General features: G+C 72.3%; 22 protein-coding genes. 8 read left to right on the forward strand and 14 right to left on the reverse strand.

What is annotated here, in order from left to right; genetic code table 11:
* Position 1: 1 nt before the first annotated feature.
* The 3 genes from Vau01_RS11770 to Vau01_RS11780 are packed head-to-tail and all read left to right on the forward strand — an operon-like array spanning position 2 to position 3,362.
* Positions 2-943 (forward strand): ABC transporter permease, encoded by a 942-nt coding sequence (locus Vau01_RS11770; protein ID WP_203990629.1) that lies wholly within the window; start codon positions 2-4, stop codon positions 941-943.
* The gene (locus tag Vau01_RS11775) at positions 940-1,800 is read left to right on the forward strand and encodes an ABC transporter permease (protein WP_203990631.1); all 861 of its coding nucleotides are present in this window, start codon (positions 940-942) and stop codon (positions 1,798-1,800) included. The genes Vau01_RS11770 and Vau01_RS11775 overlap by 4 nt, the downstream gene beginning before the upstream one ends.
* 26 nt (positions 1,801-1,826) lie before the next feature.
* Positions 1,827-3,362 carry a dipeptide ABC transporter ATP-binding protein gene (locus Vau01_RS11780; protein WP_308440451.1) on the forward strand — a complete coding sequence of 512 codons (1,536 nt, stop codon included), beginning with the start codon at positions 1,827-1,829 and terminating at the stop codon, positions 3,360-3,362.
* Between the two features lie 4 nt (positions 3,363-3,366).
* On the opposite strand, the gene Vau01_RS11785 is transcribed toward Vau01_RS11780, so the two are convergent.
* The gene (locus Vau01_RS11785) at positions 3,367-4,572 is read right to left on the reverse strand and encodes a hypothetical protein (protein ID WP_203990649.1); all 1,206 of its coding nucleotides are present in this window, start codon (positions 4,570-4,572) and stop codon (positions 3,367-3,369) included.
* Between the two features lie 107 nt (positions 4,573-4,679).
* Here Vau01_RS11785 and Vau01_RS11790 point away from each other — a divergent pair, with 107 nt between their 5' ends.
* A complete protein-coding gene (locus Vau01_RS11790) occupies positions 4,680-5,228 on the forward strand; it encodes a CHAT domain-containing protein (protein ID WP_239151530.1) in 549 nt (182 codons plus the stop codon).
* 4 nt (positions 5,229-5,232) lie between these two features.
* Here the strand turns inward: Vau01_RS11790 and Vau01_RS11795 are convergent, their stop codons facing one another.
* Genes Vau01_RS11795 through Vau01_RS11820 form a run of 6 tightly spaced genes read right to left on the reverse strand, consistent with a single transcriptional unit; the run spans position 5,233 to position 11,242 of the window.
* A complete protein-coding gene (locus Vau01_RS11795) occupies positions 5,233-6,081 on the reverse strand; it encodes a phosphogluconate dehydrogenase C-terminal domain-containing protein (RefSeq protein ID WP_239151504.1) in 849 nt (282 codons plus the stop codon).
* A complete protein-coding gene (locus tag Vau01_RS11800; RefSeq protein ID WP_203990655.1) occupies positions 6,078-6,863 on the reverse strand; it encodes a sugar phosphate isomerase/epimerase family protein in 786 nt (261 codons plus the stop codon). Before Vau01_RS11800 ends, Vau01_RS11795 begins: the two co-directional genes overlap by 4 nt.
* Complete coding sequence (locus tag Vau01_RS11805; RefSeq protein ID WP_239151531.1) at positions 6,860-7,597, reverse strand: triose-phosphate isomerase family protein; 738 nt, start codon at positions 7,595-7,597, stop codon at positions 6,860-6,862. Before Vau01_RS11805 ends, Vau01_RS11800 begins: the two co-directional genes overlap by 4 nt.
* Positions 7,598-7,602: 5 nt before the next feature.
* On the reverse strand, positions 7,603-8,085 hold the full coding sequence (locus Vau01_RS11810) for a ribose-5-phosphate isomerase (protein WP_203990666.1): 483 nt from the start codon (positions 8,083-8,085) through the stop codon (positions 7,603-7,605).
* Positions 8,082-9,860, reverse strand: a complete 1,779-nt coding sequence (locus Vau01_RS11815) for a dihydroxyacetone kinase family protein (protein ID WP_203990668.1) — start codon at positions 9,858-9,860, stop codon at positions 8,082-8,084. The genes Vau01_RS11810 and Vau01_RS11815 overlap by 4 nt, the downstream gene beginning before the upstream one ends.
* Before the next feature lie 11 nt (positions 9,861-9,871).
* Positions 9,872-11,242 carry an MFS transporter gene (locus Vau01_RS11820; RefSeq protein ID WP_203990671.1) on the reverse strand — a complete coding sequence of 457 codons (1,371 nt, stop codon included), beginning with the start codon at positions 11,240-11,242 and terminating at the stop codon, positions 9,872-9,874.
* Positions 11,243-11,359: 117 nt separating this feature from the next.
* Here Vau01_RS11820 and Vau01_RS11825 point away from each other — a divergent pair, with 117 nt between their 5' ends.
* Positions 11,360-12,094: a FadR/GntR family transcriptional regulator gene (locus Vau01_RS11825; protein ID WP_203990674.1), complete on the forward strand. Its 735-nt coding sequence runs from the start codon at positions 11,360-11,362 to the stop codon at positions 12,092-12,094.
* A 10-nt stretch (positions 12,095-12,104) separates the two neighbouring features.
* On the opposite strand, the gene Vau01_RS11830 is transcribed toward Vau01_RS11825, so the two are convergent.
* The 7 genes from Vau01_RS11830 to Vau01_RS11860 form a co-directional block, all read right to left on the reverse strand.
* On the reverse strand, positions 12,105-13,205 hold the full coding sequence (locus Vau01_RS11830; RefSeq protein WP_203990679.1) for an LLM class flavin-dependent oxidoreductase: 1,101 nt from the start codon (positions 13,203-13,205) through the stop codon (positions 12,105-12,107).
* Between the two features lie 21 nt (positions 13,206-13,226).
* Positions 13,227-14,093 carry a TauD/TfdA dioxygenase family protein gene (locus tag Vau01_RS11835; protein ID WP_203990690.1) on the reverse strand — a complete coding sequence of 289 codons (867 nt, stop codon included), beginning with the start codon at positions 14,091-14,093 and terminating at the stop codon, positions 13,227-13,229.
* Positions 14,094-14,103: 10 nt separating this feature from the next.
* Positions 14,104-14,913 carry an ABC transporter ATP-binding protein gene (locus Vau01_RS11840; protein WP_203990702.1) on the reverse strand — a complete coding sequence of 270 codons (810 nt, stop codon included), beginning with the start codon at positions 14,911-14,913 and terminating at the stop codon, positions 14,104-14,106.
* Complete coding sequence (locus Vau01_RS11845; protein WP_203990704.1) at positions 14,894-15,934, reverse strand: taurine ABC transporter substrate-binding protein; 1,041 nt, start codon at positions 15,932-15,934, stop codon at positions 14,894-14,896. The genes Vau01_RS11840 and Vau01_RS11845 overlap by 20 nt, the downstream gene beginning before the upstream one ends.
* A 26-nt stretch (positions 15,935-15,960) precedes the next feature.
* Positions 15,961-16,818: an ABC transporter permease gene (locus tag Vau01_RS11850; RefSeq protein WP_239151505.1), complete on the reverse strand. Its 858-nt coding sequence runs from the start codon at positions 16,816-16,818 to the stop codon at positions 15,961-15,963.
* A gap of 88 nt (positions 16,819-16,906) precedes the next feature.
* Complete coding sequence (locus Vau01_RS11855) at positions 16,907-17,503, reverse strand: dihydrofolate reductase family protein (protein WP_203990707.1); 597 nt, start codon at positions 17,501-17,503, stop codon at positions 16,907-16,909.
* A gap of 85 nt (positions 17,504-17,588) precedes the next feature.
* The gene (locus Vau01_RS11860) at positions 17,589-19,241 is read right to left on the reverse strand and encodes an alpha/beta hydrolase (protein WP_203990710.1); all 1,653 of its coding nucleotides are present in this window, start codon (positions 19,239-19,241) and stop codon (positions 17,589-17,591) included.
* Between the two features lie 139 nt (positions 19,242-19,380).
* Here Vau01_RS11860 and Vau01_RS11865 point away from each other — a divergent pair, with 139 nt between their 5' ends.
* The 3 genes from Vau01_RS11865 to Vau01_RS11875 all read left to right on the forward strand — a co-directional run bounded on the left by Vau01_RS11865 (position 19,381) and on the right by Vau01_RS11875 (position 21,888).
* Positions 19,381-20,568, forward strand: coding sequence for an MFS transporter (locus Vau01_RS11865; RefSeq protein WP_203990713.1), 1,188 nt, complete (start codon positions 19,381-19,383; stop codon positions 20,566-20,568).
* 143 nt (positions 20,569-20,711) lie between these two features.
* Positions 20,712-21,116 carry a VOC family protein gene (locus Vau01_RS11870; RefSeq protein ID WP_203990716.1) on the forward strand — a complete coding sequence of 135 codons (405 nt, stop codon included), beginning with the start codon at positions 20,712-20,714 and terminating at the stop codon, positions 21,114-21,116.
* A gap of 4 nt (positions 21,117-21,120) precedes the next feature.
* A complete protein-coding gene (locus tag Vau01_RS11875) occupies positions 21,121-21,888 on the forward strand; it encodes a DUF4184 family protein (RefSeq protein WP_203990719.1) in 768 nt (255 codons plus the stop codon).
* Positions 21,889-21,958: the final 70 nt, after the last annotated feature.

Genomic DNA, 21,958 nt, shown 5'->3' on the forward strand with positions numbered 1-21,958 from the left:
CGTGCTCCGCTACGTGCTGCGCCGGCTCGGCCAGGCGGCGGCGGTCCTGGTGGCCACGTACACGGTGTCGTTCCTGGTGCTCGACCTCCTGCCCGGCGACCCGGTGTCGGCGATGGCCGCCGGCGGGCTCGACCAGGGCGCGATCGACCAGGCCCAACTCGACGCGATGCGGCACGAGTACGGGTTCGACCAGCCCGTGCTCGTGCAGTACCTGGAGTACCTCGGCCGGGCGGCGACCGGTGACTTCGGCAACTCCGTGGCCACCGGCCGGCCGGTCACCACGATGCTCGCCGACGCCCTGCCGCAGACGCTCGCCCTCACCGCGGCGGCGTTGCTGCTCGCGGTGACGCTGGGCGCGGGGATCGCGATCCTCGCCACGTACACCCGTCGACGGTTCCTGCGGCACCTGCTGTTCTCGCTGCCGCCGCTGGGGGTGTCGCTGCCGACGTTCTGGATCGGGCTGATGCTCGTGCAGGTCTTCTCGTTCCGGCTGCGCCTGTTCCCGGCGTTCGGCAACGACGGTGTCGCCGGGCTGGTGCTGCCGGCGGTCACCCTCGCGATACCGACCAGCGCGCTGCTGGCGCAGGTGCTGGCGAAGAGCCTGCTGTCCACATTGGACGAACCGTACGTCGACACCGCCCGCGCGAAGGGTGCCGGGCCCGCCCGGATCCACTTCCGGCACGCGCTGCGCAACGCCGCGCTGCCGGCACTGACCGTCGCGGGGCTGCTCGTCGGCAACCTGGTGGCCGGGTCGGTGGTCGTCGAGTCGGTGTTCGCCCGCAACGGTCTCGGCCGGGTGACGGTGAGCGCGGTGACCGTGCAGGACATCCCGGTCGTGCAGGGGGTGGTCGTGTTCGGCGCGCTGGTCTTCGTGGTGGTCAACCTCGCCGTCGACCTGATCTACCCGCTGCTCGACCCGCGCATCGTCAGGGTACGCACATGAGCCTGGTGCTGGAGAAGGTCGCTCCGTCCACAGTGGAGCCGCAGGAGCCGCGTCGCCGGTTCCGCTCGCTCATCAGGCGTCCCGGCCTCGTACTGTCCATTGTGGTCGTCGTCCTCGTGGTGCTGGCCGCGTTCTGGCCGGAGCTGTTCAGCTCGCGTGACCCGCTGACCGGCGTGCCGTCCGAACGGTTCCAGGCGCCCGGCGCGGCCCACTGGTTCGGCACCGACGAGCTCGGGCGCGACGTCTACACCCGCGTGGTCCACGGCGCGGCGCTGTCGCTCAAGGCGACGCTCATCGCGGTCGCGGTGGCGTTCGTCGTGGGCGGCGGCGTCGGCCTGGTCGCCGGGTTCGTCGGTGGCTGGGTCGAGGACGTGCTGATGCGCGTCGTCGACGTCCTGTTGTCGATTCCCGCGCTGTTCCTGTCGCTGGCGCTGGTGACCGCGCTCGGGTACGGCACGGTGAAGGTGGCGGTCGCGGTGGGAGTGGCCAGCGTCGCGAGCTTCGCCCGGGTGATGCGCGCGGAGGTGCTGCGGGTGCGCCAGGCCACGTACGTCGAGGCCGCCCACTCGCTCGGCACCCGCTGGTACGCCATCCTGTTCCGGCACGTGCTGCCCAACGCGATCGGGCCGATCCTCGTGCTCGTCACGCTCGACTTCGGGACCTCGATCCTCGCGGTGTCGTCGCTGAGTTTCCTCGGCTACGGCGCGGCGCCGCCCGCACCGGAATGGGGGACGCTCATCGCGAGCGGCCGCAACTACATGGCCAACGCGTGGTGGCTGACCACCCTGCCCGGCCTGACCGTCGCGGCGACCGTGCTCGCCGTCAACCGCATCGCCCGAGCCCTGGACGAACGATGAGTCTTCTGAACATTCAGGGATTGGCCGTGTCGTACCGGACCCGGTCCGGCGCGGTGCGCGCCGTCGACGGGGTCGACCTGAGCATCGAACCGGGCGAGACCGTCGCGCTCGTCGGGGAGTCGGGCTCGGGCAAGAGCACGACGGCGCACGCCGTCATCGGGCTGTTGAGCCGCACCGGTCGCATCGAGCGGGGCAGCGTGGAGTTCGAGGGCCGCGACCTCGCCACGCTCTCCGAACGGGACCTGCGCGCCGTCCGCGGCGCCCGCATCGGCCTCATCCCGCAGGACCCGACGGTCTCCCTCAACCCGGTGACGCGCATCGGCGACCAGGTCGCCGAGGTGTTGCGCCTGCACGGCCTGGCCGACCGGCGCTCGGCCGCGATCGACGCCGTCGAACTGCTCGACCGCGCCGGCCTGCCCGACCCGGCCGTCCGCGCGCGGCAGTACCCGCACGAGCTGTCGGGCGGCATGCGGCAACGGGCGCTCATCGCGGTGGCGATCGCCGCGAAGCCCGCGCTCGTCATCGCCGACGAACCCACCAGCGCCCTCGACGTCACCGTGCAGCGGCTGATCCTGGACTACCTCCAGCAGCTCACCGCGGACCTCGGCACGGCGATGCTCCTGGTGACCCACGACCTCGGCGTCGCCGCCGACCGCGCCCAGCGCATCGCGGTCATGTCGCGGGGCCGCATCGTCGAGACCGGCCCGACGGCGGCGATCCTCGCCGCGCCGGCCCACGCCTACACGCGTCACCTCCTCGACAGCGTGCCCGCCCGCACGCCGCCGCCGGTCCGCACGGTCCGCCCGGATCCCCTGGTGGTCGTCGACGGGCTGCGCAAGGACTTCCGGAGCGTCCGGGCGGTCGACGACGTCAGCTTCACCATCAACCGCCACGAGACCCTCGCCCTCGTCGGTGAGTCCGGCTCCGGCAAGACGACGACCGCCCGGCTCGTCCTGCGCCAGCTCGATCCCGACGCCGGTACGATCACGTTCGACGGCGACGACGTCACCCGGGCCCGGGGACGGGCGCTGCGGGCGCTACGCCGGCGCGCGCAACTGATCTACCAGAACCCGTACGCGTCCCTCGATCCCCGCTTCACCATCGCCGAGGTGATCGTCGAACCGTTGCGCGCCTTCGGCGTCGGCGACCGGGCCACCCGGCTCGCCCGCGCCCGCGACCTGCTCGACCGGGTCCGCCTCCCCGCGTCGACGCTCGGCAGACGCCCGGCCGAACTGTCCGGCGGCCAACGGCAACGCGTCGCCGTGGCGCGCGCCCTGGCCCTGTCCCCCGAACTCGTCGTCTGCGACGAACCCGTGTCGGCGCTGGACGTCTCGGTGCAGGCCCAGGTGCTCGAACTCCTCACCGACCTGCAGGCCGACACCGGCGTGGCGTACCTGTTCATCTCGCACGACCTGGGCGTCGTGCGCCAGGTCGCCCACCGGGTGGCCGTCATGCGGTACGGCCGGATCGTCGAGACCGGCCCGACCGGCACACTCTTCACCGAGCCGGCCCACCCGTACACCCGGGAGCTGCTGGCCGCCATCCCCGGCCAGCCGGTCTAGAGAGTCAGGGCTGCTTCTCCACGTGGACGATCTCCCAGCGTTCGCTGCACGATCCCAGGTCCTGGCCGATGACTCCGGCGTTGAACTGGTGGCTGGCGATGACGTCGCCGTCGCCCGGTTCCCACGTGTCGATCCGGGCGGTCGGGTCCGGTGAACCGTGTGCCGCCCGGAACGCGATGATCGCGTTGCGACCGGTCCGCGTCTGCCTGGTGCTCGGGCACGGCCCGGCGGTGACGACCCAGGTGTCCTCGAGGTCCTCGGCCACGGCGTCGAGGGTGAACTCGAGGTCCAGCGGCGGCAGGCCGGCCGGGTTCGCCGGATCGCGCGGGCCGACGGTCAGCCGGACCCGCGCGCTGCCCGGGCGGAAGCCGACCGCCACGATGTCCCGCGTGTAGTCGCACTGCGTGTCGGTGGGAATCTCGTAGAACCAACCGGTCTCGTGCACGGTGATCTCGCTGTTGGGACCCCACTTGATCGGTCCCTCACCGGTGAACACGCCGGGCTGCCCGCTCGGCGTGAGCGGCACCTCGCCGGTCAACCGGATCACGAAGTGGTTCGTCCAGTCCGCCCAGCCCTTCGGGAAGTTGGCGCCGGAGCCCGCGATGTCGTTACGGAACAGGCCCGCGTACCGCAGCGCCACCGCGCACCGGCGACAGTCGAGCGGCTTCACCCACTCCCGGCGGTCGAGTTCCGCGAAGCCCGTCTCGATCTCCTTCACCACCAGGGCGTGCTCGCTCACCAGGGCCTTGGCGATCTTCACACCGAGCAGGCGCTGGACCTCGGCGGGCCTGCCGCTGCACGCCTGGAAGACGCGGCGCCGCCACCGGCTGTTCGCCGCGTCGACCGCCTTCTCGACGATCGCGACGTGCTTCGGCTCGTGGCGCTCGATCACCTCGACGCGCTCCCGCCACACCTCCTCGCAGCCCAGCGTCGGCGGCCATTCCAGCCGCGTCATCTCGGTCTCGGAGTCGAACTTGATTCCGATCCGGGACGCGGCCCAGCAGGTCCGGCTGCCCGGCAACGGGCGCAGGTCGTAGTCGACCCCCTCGGCGCTGAACTCGTCGATGAACTGGCCGTTGACCAGCACGTTGTACGTGGTCGCGCCCCAGAACGTCGGATAGTTCCTGCCGGCCTCGTCGCGCACGCCGACGGTGGCGACGTGGGTGTTCAGTTCGCCGCACGACATCGCGGGAATCCGGTCAAGCCGCATCGCGATCCCTCCGAAGGTCGACAGCCGCCGGTCAAGCACACCGTGCTCCGGCTGACGGTACAGTCGGGTTTCTTGCGGTACCCCGTCGAGATTCGAGGGCGGTGCGCATGCACCTGCTGGGCATCGACTTCGGCACGTCGAACACGGTCGGGATGCTGCGGCTTCCCGACGGGCGGGTGCGCCCGCTGCTCTTCGACGGCTCGCCGTTGCTGCCGTCGGCGGTCTACCTCGACACCGCCGGAACGCTGCTGGTCGGCCGCGACGCCGGGCGTCGGTCCCGGCTGGACCCGCGCCGGTTCGAGCCCCACCCGAAGTCCCGGATCGACGACGGCGGCATCCTTCTCGGCGACCGCGAACTGCTGATCTTCCTCAACGCCTGCCGTAGCGCGGGAATCGCGCCCTACTACACGCGGATGATGGGCTGGGCCGAACAGTTGATGTCCGCCGGCGCCGGCGCGTTCATCGGGACGCTGTGGCCGGTCGAGACCACGAAGGCGGCGACGTTCGCGGAGGTGTTCTACGCGGCCCTGCTCGCCGGCGAGTCCCTCGGCGCCGCCGGCCTGAAGGCCCGCCGGACGATCGAGGACACCGCCGATCCGAGCTGGCTCGCGTACACGACCTACGGCAACCCGAACGCCGTCGCCACCCGCATCTGAGACCTCAGCGGTGGATGTGGTCGAGATGGAGCATCTGCTTGAGGACGCTGTCCAGCTCGGCGTCGTCGAAAATGCTCTTCCAGTCGTCCTTGATGAGCTTGCGGCGACCGTAGTCCATCGCGATCAGGCAGGCGTCGGAGAACGGGTTGTCGCCGCGCAGGCCGTTGGCCAGGGCGACCTGCACGTGGCCCATCAGCATGGCGCGGGCCGCCGGCTCCGGCACGCCGACCGTGTCGACGGTCTCGCGCAGGGCGTCGTTGAGCAGGTCGCCGATCATGCAGGCGACCACCTCGACCAGCGTCGGCTCCAGGTAGGCCAACTGCTTCACGGTGACCCAGTGCACGTCCAGAACCGGCGCGTACATGAGCCGGATGACCTGCTCGGCGGTCGCGATCGCCGCGGAGTTGCCGGATTCGAGCGCGGCCACCACGTCCTGCGGCGCGGCGATGCCGCCGAACGTGTCGTCGAGCTCGGCCTGCGTCTTCCGTTGCAGGAACACCGACGGGTGGCACGGGTGGGCGACGGCGTACTCGACGTCGTCGCGCTGGTAGAGCAGGTTGGCGTAGGCGGCGGCCGGGTCGAGCGTCAGCACGATCGTGCCGGGACGCACCCGCGGCACCACCGCGGCCGACACCGGCCCGAGCGCGATGTCGGGCACGGACAGGATGACGACGTCGGCCGTGGCGACCGCGGTCTCGGTGTCGGTGACGGTGCGGCCGGCGTCCACCGTGCGTTGAATGCCGGCGGAACCGCTCTCGCAGTAGAAGACGGTGTGGTCGCTGCGCTGCAGGTTGTTCGAGATGCGCAGGCCCATCTTGCCGCCCGCGCCGACGACCGCGATGGTCAGTGTCATTGGTTCCAGCTCCTCAGGGTGTCCAGGTTCGTTGCGGTCCAGTGGTTCTCCAGGTCGCGGGTCGTGCGGCTGTCGCCCTGCCAGGGCAGCCAGTGCTCGATGACCTGGTTGACCCCGTGCTCGGCCGGCCGCACGGCGGCGACCATCGCGGGGTAGTCGAGCAGGCCCTCGCCCAGCGGGCAGCCGGCGAGGGTGAAGCCCACCCAGCCGTCCTTCCGCGTGAACGCGAAGTCCTTGACGTGGATGTTGCGGACCCACGGCGCGGTCTTCTCGACCGTGTCGGTGGGGTGTTCCAGCGCGGCGACGCAGTTCGCCGGGTCGAGGCAGATGCCCAGCGCGGGCGAGTCGACGGCGACGACGACGTCGACGAGGGTGGCCGTCGGTACCTTCTCGTAGGTTTCCAGCGCCACGGTGACGCCGGCCTTTTCGAAGGCCGGCAGCGCCTGCCGCAGCGCGCTCACCGCATTGTCACGGTCCGTCGTGAGCATGCTTCGAACCAGGGTGACGTCGAGCGCGCGGGCGAGGTCGAGGTACCGGGCCAGGTGATCCGGTGCCACGCCGCGGGTGCCGAGTTCGAGTTCGACGTCGCGCCGCTCGGCCCGCGTCCGCAGGGCGCGCAGCGCCGCCGCGTCGTACTCCTCGACGAGCGGGTAGTCGCAGATCTGGAACAGCGTCGCGCCCAGGTCGGCGGTGCGGTCGATCATGTCGGCGAGGTCGATGGGTTCGGGGCTGGTCGGGTGCCACTGCCAGAAGAACGCGTACGTGCTCAGGCCGATCGTCATGCCGGGCTCCCCATCGTGCCGGCCTCGTCGAGGACGTCGGCCAGTGCCGCCGGGTCGTGCGCGAACCGGCCGAGGAACAGGCCGTCGACCGCCGGTCCGAGCCGGGTCAGCAGTCCCGGCCCGGCGCTGCCGCCGTAGATGACCGAGAGGTCGGGGCGGCGGTCGCGGAGTTCGGCGCAGACCGCCGCGATGTACGGGACGTCGGCGGGCTTGTCCGCGCCGATCGCCCAGACCGGCTCGTACGCGACGGTGACCGGCCCGTCGGGCGCGGTCCGCAGCGCGGAGGCGAGCTGACGCGTGCACTCCGACGCGGCGTCCAACGCCGGCGCCGGTCGCGGTTCGCCGACGCAGAGCACGGGCACGAGACCGTTGCGCAGCGCGGCCGCCGTCTTGCCGGCGACGGTCGCCTCGTCCTCCCCGTACATCGCGCGCCGTTCCGCGTGCCCGACGGCCACGTACCGGGCGCCGGACTCGCGGAGCATCGCGCCGCTCACCTCACCGGTGTGCGCCCCACCGTCCGCAGTGGACAGATTCTGCGCGCCGACCGCGATCGGCGTCCCCGCGAAGATCTCCGCCGCCGCGACGATCGCCGGGAACGACGGCAGCACGAACAGCCGCACGGTCCGCAGGGCTGGGTGGTCGCCCACTCTGTCCACAATGGACCGGCACCACGACAGCGTCTGCCCGTACCCGAAGTACATCTTCAGGCTGACGCCGATCACCGGGCCGTTCATGGGGCTCACGCCGCGCTCCGCGTCTCGTACGCGGTGATCCGCCCGACCTTGCCGGCGGACGCCGACGCGTCGTCGAACTCGTAGGTGAGCCACTCCTGCGCCAGCCGGCGCGCCAGTTCCAGCCCGATGACCCGCTGGCCGAACGTGAGCACCTGCGCGTTGTTGCTCAGCACCGACCGCTCCACCGAGAAGCTGTCGTGTGCGGTGACGGCGCGGACGCCGGGCACCTTGTTCGCGGCGATGGCCACGCCGAGACCGGTGCCGCACACCAGCAGTGCCCGGTCGGCCCGTCCGCTCGCGACGAGTTCCGCGGCGGCGATCGCCACATCGGGGTACGGCCGGTCCGAAGCACCGACGAGGTCGGCGACGTCGACCACGGACTCCACCCGGTCGCTCTTCGCCAGGTCGGCCTTCAGGGACTCCTTGTACTCGTAGCCGGCGTCGTCGGCGCCGACGACGATACGGAGCCGGCTGATGGGCTTGCTCATCGGGTGTTCCTCTCGATCAGTACACTGTGGACGGTCCGGGCGATGAGGCTCAGCGACACGGCCCCCGCGTCGGGCGTCCCGAGGCTGCGCTCCGCGTGCGGCCGGGCGCGGCCCTTGCGCGGCAACAGGTTCCGGGTGGCGTCGGCGGCCTTCTCCGCGGCTGACGCGGCCGCGTCCCAGGCGTCGGTGGCCGAGGCCCCGTCGCCGGCCGCCGCCGCGTAGGCGACGTCGAGCGGGATCAACGCGTCCACCATGGTCTTGTCGCCGGGCCCGGCACCGCCCGCGGCGCAGATGCCGTCGCGGGCCGCGCGGAGGGCGAGCGCCATCGTGACGGGCGTGGGCCCGCCCGCGTCGCCGAGCGTCTCGCCGATGCGCCGCAGGGCGATGCCCCACAGCGCTCCGGACGTGCCACCGGCGCGCCCCGCCCACGCCTCCGCGGCCGCCGTGAGCAGCGACCCCACCCCGGCGCCCCGCTCGTACGCCACCCGCGCGGCGGTAGCGGCCGCCGTCGCGCCGCGCTGCATGCCGATGCCGTGGTCCCCGTCCCCGGCAACCGCGTCGATCCGGCCGAGCTCGTCGGCGTGCGCGTCGATCGTCCCCTCGATCGCGGTCAGGACCTCGACGGCGGTCGCCGCGGCCAGCCGCGACGCCGCGTCCGCAACGGGCGTCTCCGCGGGCTGCACAGCCAGGAACCTCCACTGTGGACCGTGCTGCTCGGGCTCGGCCCCGGCGGTGGCCACCGGACCGGCTTCGACCGGCCCGAGCGCGACCGTGCCGCGGTGGAAGCCGGCCGCGTCGGCCGGTGCGAGCCAGAGCCGCTCCAGGTCGTCGTCGAGCCAGGCGAGCGTGAGCGAGACGCCGGCCATGTCGAAGCTGGTGCACAGCTCGCCGACCTCCGGCGCCACGACGGCGACGCCGGCCGCGGCCAGCCTGCGGGCCACCCGCCCGTAGACCACGAACAGCTCCTCGTTCTTCACCGAGCCGAGCCCGTTCAGCAGCACCGCCGCCCGGGTCCCCGCGTCGGCGGGACGCTCGTCGAGCAGGCGGTCGACGAGCAGGTCGGCCAGGCCGTCGGCGGTGGGCAGGTCGACCTCGGCGAAGCCGGGCTCGCCGTGGATACCCAGGCCGATCGCCATCCGGCCGGCCGGCACGTCGAACAGCGGCGTGGACGCACCGGGAAGAGTGCAGCCGGAGAACGCGACGCCCATCGTGTAACAGCGGTCGTTCGCCCGGCGGGCCAGCGCGGTCACCTCGGCGAGCGTCCGGCCCTCGGCGGCGGCCGCCCCGGCGATCTTGAAGACGACCAGGTCGCCGGCGATGCCGCGGCGCTTGTCGCGCTCGGTCGGCGGGGCGCTGAAGATGTCGTCGGTGACGCGGACGGTCTCGACGGCCAGGCCGGCCGCGCGCAACTCGTCCTGCGCGGCGTCGAAGTTCAGGCAGTCACCGGCGTAGTTGCCGTACGTCAGCAGGATCCCGCCGCCATCACCGGCGGCACGGTCGACGGCGCGCGCGACGGTCGTCACCTGGCGCGCCGACGGCGAGGCGAAGACGTTGCCGACGACCGCGCCGTCGGCCAGGCCGGGACCGACCAGGCCGGCGAACGCCGGGTAGTGCCCGGACCCGCCGCCGACCACCACGGCCACCCGGCCGGGCGGCGTGGCAGTACTGCGCACCACCCCACCGGGCACCGCACGCACGCGGTGGGCGTGCGCGGCCACGAAGCCGTCGGTCATCTCGTCGGCGAAGGCCGCCGGGTCGTTGAACAGGCGAGTCATTGTCGAACCCTTCAGTGCGCGACGGGCGCGGGGATGCGGGCGGCGACGGCGACCCGGTCGCGTCGACCCAGTGCCACCATCAGGACGGCGGACAGCAGCATCAGCGCGCCGACCGCAAAGAACGCGACCTTGTAGTCGCCGCCGTTGGCGTCGGCGAGCCAGCCGGTGACGTACGGCGCGGCGAAGCCGGCCACGTTGCCCATCGTGTTGATCAGCGCGATGCCGGCGGCGGCCGCGGCACCGGCGAGGAACTGGGTGGGCACGGTCCAGAAGTTCGGCAGCGCCGCGAAGATCGAGCAGGCGGTGATCGTGATGATGAAGACGGTCATCGCCGGCGACCCCGCGAACAGCGCGAGCGGGATGCTGATCCCGCCGGTCACCGCCGGGATCGCGATGTGACCGGTCTTCACGCCGTGCCTGGTGGCGTGCCGGGTGGCGAGGAACAGCACGACCGCGGCGGGCAGGTACGGGATCGCGGTGATCAGGCCCTTCTGCACCAGGTTGAACGTGGTGCCGAACTGGTCCTGGAAGCCGGCGATCACGGTCGGCAGGAAGAAGGCCAGCGCGTACAGGCCGTAGATGAAGCCGAAGTAGATGAGGCTGAGCGTCCACACGCGTCCGCTACTGAAAGCGGCCTTGAGGGCGCCAAAGCCGTGCGCCTGCGCGGCGGCCGGCTTCTCCGCGTGCTCGCGGGCGATCTCGTCGGTGAGCCAGTCGCGCTCGGCCGGGGTGAGCCACTTCGCCTTCGCCGGCGAGTCGACCAGGTAGAACCACGCGATGACGCCGACGACGATCGCGGGTGCGCCGACGCCGAGGAACATGAAGCGCCAGCCCTCCAGCCCGAAGAAGACGCCGTCGTGGCTCAGCAGCCAGCCGGCCAGCGGGGCGCCCAGCACGGTGGTGAGCGGCTGGGCCAGGTAGAACAGGCCGAGCACCTTGCTGCGGTAGCGGCCCGGGACCCACAGGCTCAGGAACAGGATCGCGCCGGGGAAGAACCCCGCCTCCGCGACGCCGAGCAGGAAGCGCAGCCACGACAGCTGCGTGTACGACCCGACGAACGTGAACAGCACCGCGACGATGCCCCAGGTCACCATGATCCGGGCGAGCCAGCGGCGGGCGCCGAACCGGTGCAGGGCCAGGTTGCTTGGCACCTCCAACAGGATGTAGCCGATGAAGAAGACACCGGACGCGAAGCCGTACTGCGCGGCGGTGAGGCCGAGGTCGTCGTTCATGCCGTTCGGGCCGGCGAACCCGATGGCGGTGCGGTCCAGGTAGTTGATGAAGAACATCAACGCGACGAACGGAACCAGGCGCGTGGCGATCTTGCGGATCGCGGATCTCTCGACGGTCTGTGTGGGCGGCGCGGCGGGGGCGGCGGTCATACGAACTCCTACATCGAAAACTCTCAGCAATCGAGCTGTGGCTAAATAGTCACCATGATTGGTCGACCTGTCAACCGGTTGACCAATTTTGGTTGACCGGTTGCTAGGATTTGGCACATGACGAGTACCGACGGCACCCAGACCCTCAGCGCCGCGCTCGGTGGAACGATCAAGAGTTCCACCGCGATGGCCGAGGTCACCCGCCGCCTGCTGGACTACATCGCGAGCGGTGCCGTCGCGCAGGGCGACCGGTTACCGCCGGAACGCCAGCTCTCGTCGCTCATGGGCGTCGGCCGCTCGGCCGTCCGCGAGGCCCTCGCCGCGCTGGAGATCCTCGGGATCGTCACCGTGCGCCCGGGTTCCGGGACCTACCTCAGCGGCGGCACGTCGGAACTGCTCCCGCAGACGCTGTCGTGGGGCATCCTGTTGCACTCCGACAAGACCCGCGAGCTGATCGAGGTGCGCCACGGGCTGGAGATCCAGGCCGCCCGGCTGGCGGCGACGCACGCGTCCGACGCGGCCCGGTCCCGCCTCACCGAACACACCACGACGATGGAGCGCAGCGTCGACGACTTCGACCGCTTCGTCACCGCGGACATGCTGTTCCACCAGGAACTCGCGCTCGCCGCGAACAACGTCCTGCTCCGCGACCTGCTGCAGAACGTCCGGTCGCTGATCCGCATCTGGGTGGAGCGCGCCCTCGACGACGCCGACCACGCGAAGCTCACCATCGCGGAGCACCGCGCGATCCTGGCCGCCATCGAGGCCCGCGACCCGAAGGCCGCCGCCGACGCGATGGACCGGCACATGCACAGCGCCGCCGCCCGCCTCCTGTCCACCCTCGACGGGTAACCGCCCGTGGCTAGGCCGCCGCGGCGGCGCGATCGCGCTTGGCGACCTCTTCGCGGACGAGCGGGATGACGTAGCGGCCGAAGTCGACCGTGTCGTCGTAGATGTCGTAGCCGCGGGCCGACAGGATGTCGACGCCGAGGTCGACGTAGTCGAGCAGGGCCCGCGCGACGGTCTCCGGCGTGCCGACGAGCGCGTTGGAGTTGCCCGCACCGCCGGTCGCCTTCGCCGTGGCCGTCCACAGTGCACGGTCGAACCGGTCGCCGCGCTCGGCGACCGCCAGCAGCCGCTGCGACCCGGTGTTCTCCGGTGCGGTGGCCGGGTGCCGGCGGCTGAGCGGGCCGGCGGCCTTGCGCGCCTCGATCCGCCCGAGGATCCGGTGCGCCTTCTCCCAGGCCAGTTCCTCGGTGGGCGCGATGATCGGCCGGAACGCCACCTGGATGCGCGGGACGTCGGTGCGCCCCGCCGCGCGGGCCGCCGCCCGCACGGCGGCGATCTGTTCCGCGGTCTCGGCCAGCGGCTCGCCCCACAGGCAGTAGATGTCCGCCTCGGCGCCGCCGGCGGCGTACGCGGCCGGTGACGAGCCGCCGAACGACACCCCGATCCGGGGCTGCTGCACCGGGAAGATGTCGGAGACGAAGTCGGCGAACCGGTAGTGCGTTCCGGTGTGGTCGAACGGTTCCCGCGACGTCCAGGCCTTCTTCACGATCCCGATGTACTCGCGGGTGCGGTCGTAGCGTTCGTCCTTGGTGAGGTAGTCGCCCTCGCGCTGCTGCTCGTGGTCGTTGCCGCCGGTGATGAAGTGCACGGTCAGCCGGCCGTCGCTGATGTGGTCGAGGGTGGCGAACGTCTTCGCCGCGAACGTCGGGTACGACACGTTGGGCCGGTGCGCGAGCAGGATCTGCAGATCCGGGACCTTGCTCGCCACGAACGCCGCCACCTGCGCGGGCTCGGGCGCGCCGGCGCCGTAGGCGAAGAGCACCCGGTCCCACCCGTTGTCGGCGTGGGCGCGGGCCAGCTTGAGGGTGTAGTCGCGGTCGAAGGCGGCGGTGGTGCGCGGGTTGGTCTCCGACCCGTCCTGCGTGCCGCCGATGCCGAGAAACTCCACGGGCATGATGCTTTCCCTTCTACCGCTCTACCGCGCGGAACCGGGCCCGACCGGGCGGTCGCCGCGGAGCGTGATGCGGTGCATGACGCGCCGCTGCGTGCCGTAGTCGCGGTTGGCGTAGTGGGCGGTGCTGCGGTTGTCCCACATGGCGACGTCGCCGGTCTGCCAGCGGTGCCGCACGACGTGTTCGGGCTTGGTCAGGTGCGCGTAGAGCAGGTCGAGGATGGCCCGGCTCTCCGCGTCGGACACGCCGACGATGTGCGACGTGAAGCCCGGGTTGACGAAGATGCCCTTGCGTCCGGTCTCCGGGTGCACCCGCACCACCGGGTGCTCGACCGGGTCGAGCCGGGTCACCACCTCGCCGTCCCAGACGTTGCCCTGCCCGCCGCGGCGCTGCGCCAGGTAGTAGCCGAACTCGCGGTTGCCGTCGTGGACGGCGACGAGCCGGTCGGCCAGGTCCCGCACCGGCGGCGACAGCGACTCGTACGCCAGTTGGCTGTCGGCCCAGCTCGTGTCGCCACCGACGGGCGGGAGCACCACGGCGCGCAGGATCGATCCCAACGGCGGACGCGGCATGAACGTCACGTCGGTGTGCCACACGTCGGCGAACCCGTTGTCGGCACTGTCGAGCGCGTACACCTCCGGATGCGACTCGTCGACGCCGCCGACGACGGGGTGCGAGGCGGTCAGCTCGCCGAGCCGGCGGCCGAGCCGTACCTGCCCGTCGTCGTCGAGGGTCTGGTCGCGGAAGAACAGCACCTTCCGGTCGACGAGGGCCGCCCGCACCTCGGCGAGCTCCGCGTCGGAGGCCCGGTCGAGGTTCAACCCGACCACCTCGGCGGCGAAGCCCGGCCCGAGCGGCCGTAGCGGTAGATCGACCAACGTGTCGCTCATGATTTCCCCCTCAGGTGGACGCGGCTTCCCGCACGGCGTGGCCGACGGTGGCGCGCAGCGCGGCGTACTCGGGCGAGCCGCGCAGCTCGTCCGGTTCGATCCCGGTGCGCGGCAGGTCGATGTCCAGATCGAGGGCGACGCGACCGGGCCGGCTCGTCAGCACCACGACGCGGCTGCCGAGGAACACCGCCTCGTCGACGCTGTGGGTGACGAACACGCACGTCCGCCCGGCCCCGGTGCTGACCCGGCGCAGGTCCTCCTGCAGCCGTTCGCGGGTCAGCGCGTCGAGCGCGGCGAACGGCTCGTCGAGGAGCAGCAACGGGTTGTCGACCGCGAGCGCGCGGGCGATCGCGACCCGTTGCTGCTGCCCGCCGGAGATCTGCCAGGTGCGCCGGTGCGCCACGTCGGACAGCCCCACGCGGGTGAGCAGTTCGGGCACCCGGCGCGCCTGCTCCTCCCGGCCCAGGCCGGCGTAGCGCAGGCCGAGCGCGACGTTGCCGCCGACGGTCTTCCACGGCAGCAGCCGCGGCTGCTGGAACACCAGGCCGGCGCCGCGGCCCGGTTCGGGCTCCGCTCCCCCGGCCAGCACCGTGCCCTCCGTCGGCCGTTCGAACCCGGCGATCAGCCGCAGCAACGTCGTCTTCCCGCAGCCGGACGCGCCGACCAGCACGAGGAACGCGCCGGCCGCGACCGACAGCGAGACCGGGCCGAGGGCGGTGACCGCCGCCGCGCCGGTGCCGTACCGGTGGGTGACGTCCCGGACCTCGACGGCCGCCGTCGCCTTCTCGACGGAGACGGCCTCAGGTCTGCTGGAGGACATCCGGCAGGCCCTTGGTGTAGATGGCGCGCTCGACGGCCGCCCGGTCGGGAACCGCGTCGATCTTGTTCTGGGCCTTGAGGAACTGCGCCGCCGCGAGGAGGTTCTGCGCCAGTCCGCCGACCTTCCCCGGCGTGCCGAGCCATTCCGCGCTCGCCAGGTCGGCGGGCTTGAGGAACACGCCCTGGCTCAGCTGGTGCTTCGCGTCGGCGGTGCCGATGTTGAGTTCCTTGCCGACGGCCGTGGCCGCGGCCTCGGGGTCGCTCGCGATCAGCTCCAGGGCGCGCGCCTCGACCTTGCGCCAGGCGTCGACCGCGTCGGGGTGCGCCTCGGCGAACGCGGTCGACACCACACCGAGGTCGAGGGTCGGCTTGCCGGCGGTGGCCAGTTCGCGGCTGGTCACCAGCACCTTGCCGGTCTTCTTGAGCTCGTCGAGCGACGGCAGCCACGTGTAGGCCGCGTCGAGGTCGCCGCGGGTCCAGGCCGCCAGGATGTCCTGCGGTTCCAGGTCGACGATGGTGACCTCGGACTCCTTGACCCCGGCCCGGTCGAGCGCGGCGAGGAGGCTGTAGTGGGCGGTCGACGCGAACGGGGTGGCGACCTTCCTACCCCGCAGGTCGGCGATCGCGGTGACGTTGCTGCCGTTGCGCGCCACGAGCGCCTCGTTGTCGCCCGCGACGTCGAGCACGAACGCGACCTGGTACGGGATGTTCAGCGGGGCCGACAGCCCGCGCGCCACCGGGCTCGACCCGATCGCGGCGATGTCGACGCTCTTCGCGACGAACGCGGTGTTGATGCTGGCGCCGGAGTCGAACTTGGTCCACGTGATCTTGTAGTCGGGCAGCGCCTTCTCCAGCCAGCCCTGGTTCTTGACGACGAGGTCCCCGCTCGGGAACGCCTGGTACGCGAGGCGGATCGTCTTGTCGCCGGCGCTCTTGTTGCCGCTCGCGGCCCCGTCGCCGCACCCGCTCAGGGCGGTGACGGCGAGCGTGAGCGCGGCGACGACGGCCAGTGGTTTGCGCATGACGTCCCTTCTCGTTGTGCTGACGGTCATCCGCGCCCCCGCCACGGAATCAGGCGGTTCTCGGCGAACCGGAGTGCGGCGTCGATCGCCAGTCCCGACAGGCCGATCGCGAACAGGCCCAGCACCACGACGTCGGTCTGCGAGTAGCGCTGCGCGTCGCGGACCATGCCGCCGATGCCGGGAACGCCGTTGATGGTCTCGGCCGCCACCACCGAGGAATAGGCGATGCCCACCGCGAGCCGGATACCGGTGAAGATCTCGGGCAGGGCGTGCGGCAGCACGACGTCACGGGTCACCTCGACGCGGCCGGCGCCGAGCGCCCGGGTCGCCTCGATCAGCGTCGTGGGTGCGGCCTGGACCGCCGACGCGGTGGCGACCGCGACCGGTGGCAGCGCGGCGATCGACAGCAGCCACAGCTTGGGCGTCTCGTCGATGCCGAACCAGATGATGAACAGGCTGAAGTACGCCAGCGGCGGCAACGCGCGGACGAACGTCACCACGGGTTCGGTGACCACCCGGATCCACGGCACGGTCCCCATGAGCACACCGATCACCAGCCCGGCGGCGACGCCGATCAGCGAGCCGACGAGGATCCGGCGCAGGCTGATCCCGAGGTGTTCGTACAGGTAGTGGCCGCTGTAGCCGCGGGCGCCGTCGTGGGTGGTGGAGGTCTCGATCAGCCGCTGCCACACCGCGCCCGGCGACGGGATGAACGCCGGGTTGCGCATCACCGACGCGGTGAGCTGCCACAGCACCAGCAGCACGAGCAGCGCGCCGACGCGCAGCACCACCCGCCGCGTGCGGGCGGAACGCTGCCGCCGGCCGGGGTCACCGGCCGGCGGGCGGACATCGGCCGCCACCTCGGGAGCCGAGGTCAGGGTCACGTGCACTCCTACCAGGTAGGGAAGACCTACTTTTCCTACCTGGTAGGAGTGAATTAATCAATGCCGTCCCATGCGAGGGTGGCGCGCGTTACAGGTGGGTGCGGGCCTCCTCGTAGCTGCCCTCACCGGCCGGAGCCGGCGCGTAGACCAGGTTCAGCACCCCGGTGGTGAACGTCTCCGACGACACCAGCCGCAACGGCACGGAGGACTCCCCCTCGTCGAACAGCTTCGCCCCGCGCCGGACGGCGATCGGGTGCAGCAGCAGGTGCAGCTCGTCCAGCAGCCCCGCCGCCAGCAGCTGGCGGATCACCGACGGCGACCCGCTCATGCCGATCGTTCCGCCGGGCGACTCCTTCAACGCGGTGACGGCCTCGACGAAGTCGCCCTGGAGCTGCTCGGAGTTGCGCCAGGTGAACTCGAGCGGCTGGTGGGACACCACGATCTTGCGGGCGTCGCCGAGCTGCTTGGCGAAGCCGGCGTCCGCCTCACCGGCCGCCTCCCGCTCCGGCCACGCCCCGGCGAAGCTGTCGTAGGTGACGCGGCCGAACAGCATCGTGTCGGCGTCACCGAGCATGCCGCCCACGGCGGTGCCCATCTCGTCGTTGAAGTACGGGAAGTGCCACTGGTCGGGTGCCTCGACCACGCCGTCGAGCGAGATGAACAGGCCGGCGACGATCTTCCTCATGGTGGTCTCCTCGGGTCGGTTCCGTGTGCGTCCACTCTCCCGACGAGCGGCGCCGCCGCGAATCGACACCCCATTTCAAGATCTTTCAGTGGACGCGCGGCAGGCGCCACTCCGGCGGTGCGGTGCCCCGGGCGGCGGCCGCGTTCTGCTGCGCGCACACGGTGCCCGCGGCCGGCAGCACCAGGTCGGTCAGGTACGCCAGGCTCGCCTGCAGGACGCACGGGTCGAACGACGTCAGCGAGCCGTGCCCGTCGCTCCGCCAGGTCAGCAGCCGGGCGTTGCCGAGTTGCGCGACGTACCGCTCGCCCCACACGTACGGGGTCGCCGGGTCGTGCGTGCCGGCGATGACGAGCATCGGCGGCGCCGACGCGTCGTGCCGGAACGGGCCGCGGAACGTCGAGCGCTGCGGCAGCGGGTACGCCGCGTACGGGAGGTCGTAGTAGCCCGAGATCCACCAGAAGTGCGGCGACATCGCGTGGCCGTGCCGGCCGGCGTCCATGTAGTGGTCGGTGTCGCGGTCGATCCGGTAGTCCTGCGCGGTCGTCGCGAAGAACGCGCCGCTGGGCGGCCACGTGCCGTCGGCGTTCCGGCCGGCGAGCTGGTCGGCGAGGTCCCGGAACAGGCTGGCGTCGCCGGTGGCGGCCTGCCGCAGCGCGGCGGCGAGCACCGGCCAGTTCCGCTTGCCGTACAGGAGTTCCAGCGCGACGACGAGCACCTCGTCACCGGTCACCGGCTCGTGGTGGGTCGCTCCCGGCGCCGGCAGCGGGGTGCGGTTCATCGCCGCCACCAGGTCGTCGAACGCGTTCTGCGGGTCGGCACCGCACGCGCTCCCGCAGCCGGTGAGGAAGCGCCGCAGCGAGTCCTCGAAACCGGCGGTCTGCTCCCGGGTCGCCTCGAACGGGCGGTTCGTCCACACGTCGGGGTCGATCGGCGCGTCCATCAGCATGGCGCGGGTGCGGCCCGGGAACAGGCTGGCGTACGTCGCGCCGATCATGGTCCCGTACGACAACCCGATGTAGTTGAGCTTCGGGTCGCCGACCGCGGCCCGCAGCAGGTCCAGGTCGCGGGCGGTGTTCGCGGTGCTCAGGTACGGCATGATGCCGGCGTTGCGGGCCACGCACCGGGCGACGTACTCCTTCGCCTCGCGCAGCAGCGCCGCCTTGTCGGCCTCGCCCGGGCGCACGAACCTGCCCCCGGCCGGGTCGGCGTTCTGCTCGTCGTCGGTCAGGCAGTCGACGGCCGGGCGGCTCGCGCCGACGCCGCGCGGGTCCCAGCTCACCACGTCGAAGCGGCCGAACGCGTCGAGCGCACCCGGCGGCGCCGTGCGCAGGAACTCCAGGCCCGAGCCGCCCGGCCCACCCGGGTTCACGAACAGCGAGCCGATCCGGTTGGCCCGGTCCTTCGCCCGCCAGCGCACCACCGCCAGGTCGATCGTCGGCCCGCGCGGGTGGTCGTAGTCGCGGGGGACACGGGCGGTGGCGCAGTCGAAGCCCACCGCGAAGCCGGGTCCGCAGTCACCCCAGGCGAGGGTCGTGGTGCTTGTTCGGGTGGTCGGCCCCGCCGCGGCGGTCCGGGCCGTCGGTGGCGAGGTGACGATCATCGCGGTGACGAGCGCCAGCGCGAACGCCGCGATCACGCGGTGCCGGGGCTGGAGTGGATCGACGAACATGCGCATGCTCCGGATCTGGACGAGGTGCGGGCGGGCACCACCCCACCACCGGCCCGGAGCCGGATCCATACGCAGAACTCCGTAGTCTCCGCTCCCTACAGAGTCGTCCAAAAAAACAATTTGACAGCCTCGATAATCTGATCCTCCGTACCTTCGGCGAGCCGTGAGTCGCGAGGGGGCCCTGCCCCCTCCCGTCTCAGGAGCCGAAATGCGCCGGGCACCCGCCCTCTCCTTCCTCCTCGTCACCGTCTTCGTCGACATGCTCGGGCTCGGCCTGATCGTGCCGATCGTGCCGGCCCTGATGACGGCCGTCACCGGCGACGCCGTCAGCGCCGTGTTCTGGTCGGGCGCGCTCGGCTCGGTCTACGGCCTGCTGCAGTTCGTCGCCTCGCCGCTGCTCGGGCGGCTCTCCGACCGGTACGGCCGGCGGCCGGTGCTGCTCGTGTCGCTGGGCTGCCTCGGCGTCGACTGGCTCGCGCACGCGATGACCCCCGACCCGTGGACGCTGCTGGCGTTCCACGCCCTCGCCGGCGCCAGCGCGGGGACGGGCACCGTCGTCAACGCGTACATCGCCGACATCACCGCACCCGGTGCGCGGGCGCGCGCGTACGGGCTGGTCGGTTCCGCGTTCGGGCTGGGGTTCGTCGCCGGTCCGGTCGTCGGCGGCCTGCTCGGCGGCGTCGACGTACGCCTGCCGTTCCTCGCCGCGGCCATGCTGTGCTTCACCAACGTCGCCTACGGCTGGTTCGTCCTGCCCGAGTCGCGGCCCGGCGACCGGACCACCCCGCTCACCCTGCGGATGGCGAACCCGGTCGGCGCCATCGTCGCGGTGCTGCGCCGGCCGGTGCTCGGTCGGCTCGCCCACGCCCGCTTCCACGCCGACATCGCCCGCATGACCCACCAGTCGACCTGGGCCTTCTTCCTCACCCACCGGTTCGCGTGGAGCACCGCGCACGTCGGCGTCGTGATGGCGGCCGGCGCGCTCGCCGGCGCGGCCTTCCAGGCCCGGGCCACCGGCCCGATCGTGGCCCGGCTCGGCGACAAGCGCGCGGCGGTGGCGGGCAGCCTGCTCGGCGTCCTGACCCTGGCGGGCATGGCGTTGGTGACCGCGCCGTGGATGCTCTACGCCCTACTGGCGGTCGGCGTCCTCGGCTCGGTCGGCGGCGCGGCCGCGCAGTCGTGGATCTCCCGCAGCGCCCGGGCCGACGAGCAAGGCACCGTGCAGGGCGCGCTGACCGGCATCGGCGCGATCGCCGAGACGCTGGTACCGGTGACGGCGGGGGCGGCCTTCGGCTGGACGCTCGCCCACGCGTCCCCCGGCCTGGTCTTCGTGGGCGCGGCCGCGTTCGCCGCCACCGCCACCCTCCTCCTGTCCACAACCCCCGCGCCGAGATGATCAACTGTCCAGCAAGAACCCGCAGCAGGTTGCCGCGCTTTGGTCCCGTTCATGGAGCACCACAACTGCAAGATCAGCGTCGTCGGGTTCCCTGTGGACCCGGGTCGCCGACCGAAAGTCGAGTCGCGCATTAGGGTGCCGGGATGCGGATGCTGCACCTCGGACTGCGGGTCACCGACCTGGACCGCTCGCTCGCCTTCTACTCCGCCGTCGGGTACGCCGAGCGCGGCCGGGTTCCGGCGACGCCGTTCGGCAGCCTCACCATGCTCCAACTGCCCGGCGACCCGTTCATCAGCCTCGAACTCGTACACGATCCCGCCCGGCCGGTCACCGATACCGGCGCCGTCAACCACCTGATCATCCAGGTGGACGACATGCGGGCCGCGGTCGCCGACCTCGCGGCCAAGGGTGTCCCGGCCGAGCCGCCGACCGACCACGGGGAAGGCATGTGGACGGCGTGGCTGACCGATCCCGACGGCTACCGCATCGAGCTCGTGCAGTGGCCGCCCGGCCACCCGGCCGGCATGACCGCCGCCGACTTCGCCTGACGCCGTGCCGGCCACGTTCCCCTCACACGCCGCCGCCGTGCTGCCGCTGAAGCTGTGGCGACCGGACCGGTTCGACGGGGTCGCGTTGGTGATCGGGGCCGCGGCGCCGGACCTGCCGTACGCGCTGGGCAGCTGCCGGCCGCCGTTCACCTACGGCCACACGTGGTGGGGCGTGCTCGCCTCGGTGCCGGCCACGATCGTCGCCGCCCGGCTCGTGCGTCGGGCGGCGCCGACGGTCGCCGCGCACCTGCCGACGTTCGGGCCGTTCGCGGTCCGGGACTACGGCGCCCTCGGCAGGGTGCGGCACCCGGTGTGGGTCACGGCCGCCTCGGCGTTGCTCGGAGCCGCCAGCCACGTCGCGTGGGACCACGTCACCCACGACCGCGTTCCCGGCACCCGCGTCGGCATCCCGGCGCTGCGGCGCGAGGTGCGGCCCGGGGTGCCGGCGTGGATGCCGCTGCACCTGGCGTCGAGCGCGGTGGGCGCGGCCGCCTGGCTGGCGATGTCCGCCGAGGTCGGCCGCCGCCGGCGCGTCGTCGCGTGGCACGGCCCGGCGCCGGCGGTCGCGCGCCGCCGGCGACTCTTCTTCGGGACGGCCGCAGCGGTCGGCACCGTGGGCGCGGCGGCCTCGGTGCTGGTGCCGGCGACCCGCGAGCGGATCGTCCCGTTCCTGCCTCCGGTGCCGCGGCCGGCGGTGCTGTCCGCCCGGATCCTCGGCACCGTCGCGGGTGCGCTGCTCGCCGCCGCGGCGGTGGTACGTCGACGGGCGTAGGGCGGGTGTCGTCGCCGGGCCGACGCGGGGTCGACCGCCGCCGGGCAGGCTCGACGTCGACAGCGTTTCG

This window comes from Virgisporangium aurantiacum (assembly GCF_016863635.1).
In the GTDB taxonomy this organism is placed as follows: Bacteria; Actinomycetota; Actinomycetes; order Mycobacteriales; family Micromonosporaceae; genus Virgisporangium; species Virgisporangium aurantiacum.